General features: G+C 36.7%; 3 protein-coding genes. All 3 read left to right on the plus strand.

Translation table 11 applies throughout. The features are described 5' to 3' along the window. The first annotated feature begins 257 nt into the window (after window positions 1-257). The gene (gene cooS / locus Q7P22_RS05500; protein ID WP_303861703.1) at window positions 258-2,240 is read left to right on the plus strand and encodes an anaerobic carbon-monoxide dehydrogenase catalytic subunit; all 1,983 of its coding nucleotides are present in this window, start codon (window positions 258-260) and stop codon (window positions 2,238-2,240) included. A 14-nt stretch (window positions 2,241-2,254) separates the two neighbouring features. Next, a complete protein-coding gene (locus tag Q7P22_RS05505; RefSeq protein WP_303861704.1) occupies window positions 2,255-3,199 on the plus strand; it encodes an ABC transporter substrate-binding protein in 945 nt (314 codons plus the stop codon). Window position 3,200: 1 nt separating this feature from the next. Further along, on the plus strand, window positions 3,201-3,944 hold a 744-nt coding region (locus tag Q7P22_RS05510; RefSeq protein ID WP_303861707.1), incomplete at its 3' end, for an ABC transporter permease.

A 3,944-nucleotide genomic window follows, 5' to 3' on the forward strand; every position in this document is an offset into this window, starting at 1 on the left:
TATATGTTTTATAATATATTAATACTATATTTTCCTAATGTCAATAAAAAACGTATTATTTCGATAAGTTTAATTTGTGATAATTATACTTTCAATAAATATACAAGATAAAAAAAGTAGGGTATATTATTAATTGAAAATATAATTATTACAAATTAAACTTATCTAAATAATACGTTTTTTATTGACATTAGAAAAATATAGTATTAATATATTATAAAACATATATATTTACTACGTTAAGGAGGCAACATGAAATGAGTTCACACGAACACAACCACGGTCACCACCATCATCACCACCACAACGATTTCCACGACTATAATGAGGCTATCAAAGAATATAAGAAAACCTTTCCTTCTAAGGAAGATGTCTTAGAACACACACCTGATCCAGCTGTAAAAGAACTTATTCATAATATGGAGAAAGTCGGACTTGAAACAGTATTTGATCGTTTCGATGCCCAAAAACCTCACTGTACTTTTGGTATGGCCGGAATTTGCTGCAAAAACTGTAATATTGGACCTTGTAGAATTACAAAAAAAAGCCCTAGGGGTGTCTGCGGCGCCGATGCCGATCTAATTGTATCTCGTAATTTACTTCGATGGGTAGCAAGTGGAGTTGCTGGTCATGGATATAGAGGTAGAGAAAGCATGCTTGCCTTAAAATGGGTTGGAGAAGGAAAGTTAAACTTGCCAATTCTAGGACCTGAAAAACTTAAAAAATCAGCTACTACACTCGGCATTGATATCGAAGGAAAGTCCATTAAAGAGCTTGCTGTTCTCGTTGCAGATATTTTACTTGAAGATTTATCTAGAACTGTTCCAGATAAGCACAAGACTATGCATGCCTTTGCTACTCCAGAAAGAGTAAAAGTTTGGAAGGAGTTAGATATTCTCCCTATTAGCGCATATCACGAAATAACAGACGCACTACATAGAACAACTACAGGCACTGATAGCGACTGGAAAAACATCATGCAGCAATTATCTCGATGTGGCCTTGCATTCTCATGGTCCAGCGTACTAGCTTCTTCTATTGCCATAGATAGCTTGTTTGGTTTGCCAGTGAGAAGTACGGTAAAATGTAATGTTGGAGCATTAAAAGAAGGATATGTAAATATCGCCCTTCACGGTCACTCTCCTCTTCTCGTCAGCGAGATCGTAAGACTAGGAAAAACAGAGGAATTTGATGCTTTAGCAAAAAAACATGGAGCTAAAGGAATACAGTTTTACGGTATTTGCTGTTCTGGTTTGTCTTCTATGTATCGATACGGAGGAGTCATTCCACTTTCTAATGCCATCGGTGCCGAATTAATCGTGGGAACAGGTGCCCTTGACCTTTGGGTTGCTGACGTTCAAGATGTATTCCCTGCTATTATGGAAGTTGCAAATTGCTTCAAAACTGTAGTAGTAACTACAAGCGATTCTGCAAGATTGCCTGGTGCGGAGCATTATGCTTATGACCATGAGCACTCTAATATTGCTCAAACGGAAAATTTAGCTAAAAAAATCCTTACTCGTGCTATTGTAAGCTTTGCAAATAGGAGAGATATACCTGTAACGATTCCTCAGTATGAAGTCAATGCAGAAGTTGGATTTTCTCTTGAAAATATCATAAAACAATTTGGCAGTATTGAACCTATCGCACAAGCTTTAAAGACAGGAAAAATCAAGGGAATTATTAATCTAGTAGGCTGTAATAATCCTAGAGTTTTATATGAAAAAGCGATTACAGATATTACATCAAAGCTAATAAAGGAAAATATTCTCGTTCTTACAAATGGATGCGCATCCTTCCCACTTCTAAAATTAGGATACTGTAATAAATCCGCTTTAGAACATACAGGTAGCCAGCTAAAAGAATTTTTAGGATCAGACCTTCCACCTGTATGGCATATGGGAGAATGTCTTGATAATGCAAGAGCTTCTGCGCTTTTTAGAGCCCTAGCAGATGCTTGTGGAAAAGACTTAAAGGATATGCCATTTGCCTTTGCAAGCCCTGAATGGTCAAACGAAAAAGGCGTTGCAGCTGCATTAAGCTTCCGTTTACTAGGGATTAATTCCTACCATTGTGTAGAGCCTCCTGTACAAGGATCACCTAATGTAATGAAATACATTTATGAAGATACAAAAGAAACCATCGGTGCAGTCATGGTCGTAGATGTAAATCCAGACAGCTTAGGCAATAAAATTATCGAAGATATTGAAGCAAAACGAGAAGCATTAAGCTGGAGTTAAGCTTAGGAGGAAAAATGAAAAAGTTTATCTATTTAATCATCATTGCAATTCTTATCATCAGCCTTTCTGCATGTTCTAAAGAAAAAAATGCGCCAGTTGATGAAGGAAATCCTATAAAAATAGGATACCTCCCCATAACCCATGCCCTTCCTCTTTTCATTCAAGAGGATGGGGCTAATCTAAAAAGTGCAAAGTTGGAATTAGTCAAATTTGGGTCTTGGGCAGAATTAGTTGAAGCCTTAAATGCTGGAGAAATTGACGGTGCAAGTATGCTTGTTGAACTTGCTATGAAGTCAAAAGAGCAAGGAATTGGCTTAAAGTCTGTGGCCCTAGGCCATAGAGATGGAAATGTAGTTGTGGTCTCTGAAGAAATAAATAAAGCTTCTGACTTAAAAGGCAAAACCGTGTCCATACCGAGCAAGCTTTCATCTCACAATATCCTCTTGTACCAGATGTTAAAGGAAAATAATTTAAAACTATCCGATGTCAATGTAGTAGAGCTTCCACCAGCGGAAATGCCTGCAGCCCTTTCAGATGGAAGAATATCAGCATATATCGTTGCAGAACCTTTTGGAGCCATATCCATATCTCATGGTAGCGGGAAAGTTTTATACGACTCACAAGAATTATGGCAAGATTCTCTATGCTGTACTTTAGTTCTTAGAGATGAATTTATAAATAATAATAGATTAGTTGCTGAGGAATTTGTAAGAGAATACGTAAAAGCATCAGAAAAAGCCGAACAAAAAGATGAAGATGTATATGAAGTATCTTCTAAATACATGAAGACAAAAAAAGATGTATTAGAATTATCCCTTAAGTTTATTTCCTATAAGGACCTTGCTATAAGAAAAGAAGAATACCAAGTTCTTACAGATTACATGAAAGAAATGGGCTTATCTGAAAATCCTCCAGCTTATGAAGATTTTATCGATAATTCCTTAATACAAGGTGAATAGCATGAATATCATAAAAAAGTCATTTCATGTACTAGTGAGCATTTCCGTACTCGTGGGTATTTGGCAGATAGTCTGTGCAACAGGAAGGTATGAGCCTTCCTTGTTGCCTTCCCCTATGGATGTTGTTAGGAGCATGAAAGAATTATTGGAAGATGGAACTTTGATTCTTCATATTCAAGTCAGCATGACAAGGTTTTTAATAGGGTATATTACGGCTTCCATTGCTGGTATTGTGTTAGGCCTTATATTAGGATGGTATCAAAAACTATGGGCGTTTATCGATCCTATTGTTCAAGTCTTAAGGCCAATATCTCCTATTGCATGGTTTCCATTTATCGTCCTTTGGTTTGGAATTGGAGATGCTCCTGCCATAGTGATTATCTTTATCGCAGCATTCTACCCTGTACTTTTATCTACTGTAAACGGCATACGTAAAGTAGACCAAGTTTACTTAAAAGTTGCGCAAAACTTTGAAATGAATCAGTTCCAATTACTTACAAAGATCGTCTTGCCTGCTGCCTTCCCAATAATCGCCAATGGCCTACATATGGCTCTTGGATCTTCTTGGGTCTTTTTAGTAGCTGGTGAGATGGTTGGTGCTCAGTCAGGTTTAGGTTATTTAATTATTGACGCGAGAAATTCACTGCGATTAGACCTAGTATTAGCTGGAATCATATTTATCGGCTTATCCGGCCTTATTTTAGATATGATTATTAAAAAAGTAGAAAAAAACATAGAGAGTAAG

This window comes from Alkalibaculum bacchi, from assembly GCF_937875145.1.
GTDB lineage: Bacteria > Bacillota > Clostridia > Eubacteriales > Alkalibacteraceae > Alkalibaculum > Alkalibaculum bacchi_A.

What these genes read in the sequence shown, in the direction of transcription:
- Q7P22_RS05505 (WP_303861704.1), top strand. Translation starts at nt 2,255, where the DNA reads ATGAAAAAGTTTATCTATTTAATCATCATTGCAATTCTTATCATCAGC.
- cooS (WP_303861703.1), top strand. Translation starts at nt 258, where the DNA reads ATGAGTTCACACGAACACAACCACGGTCACCACCATCATCACCACCAC.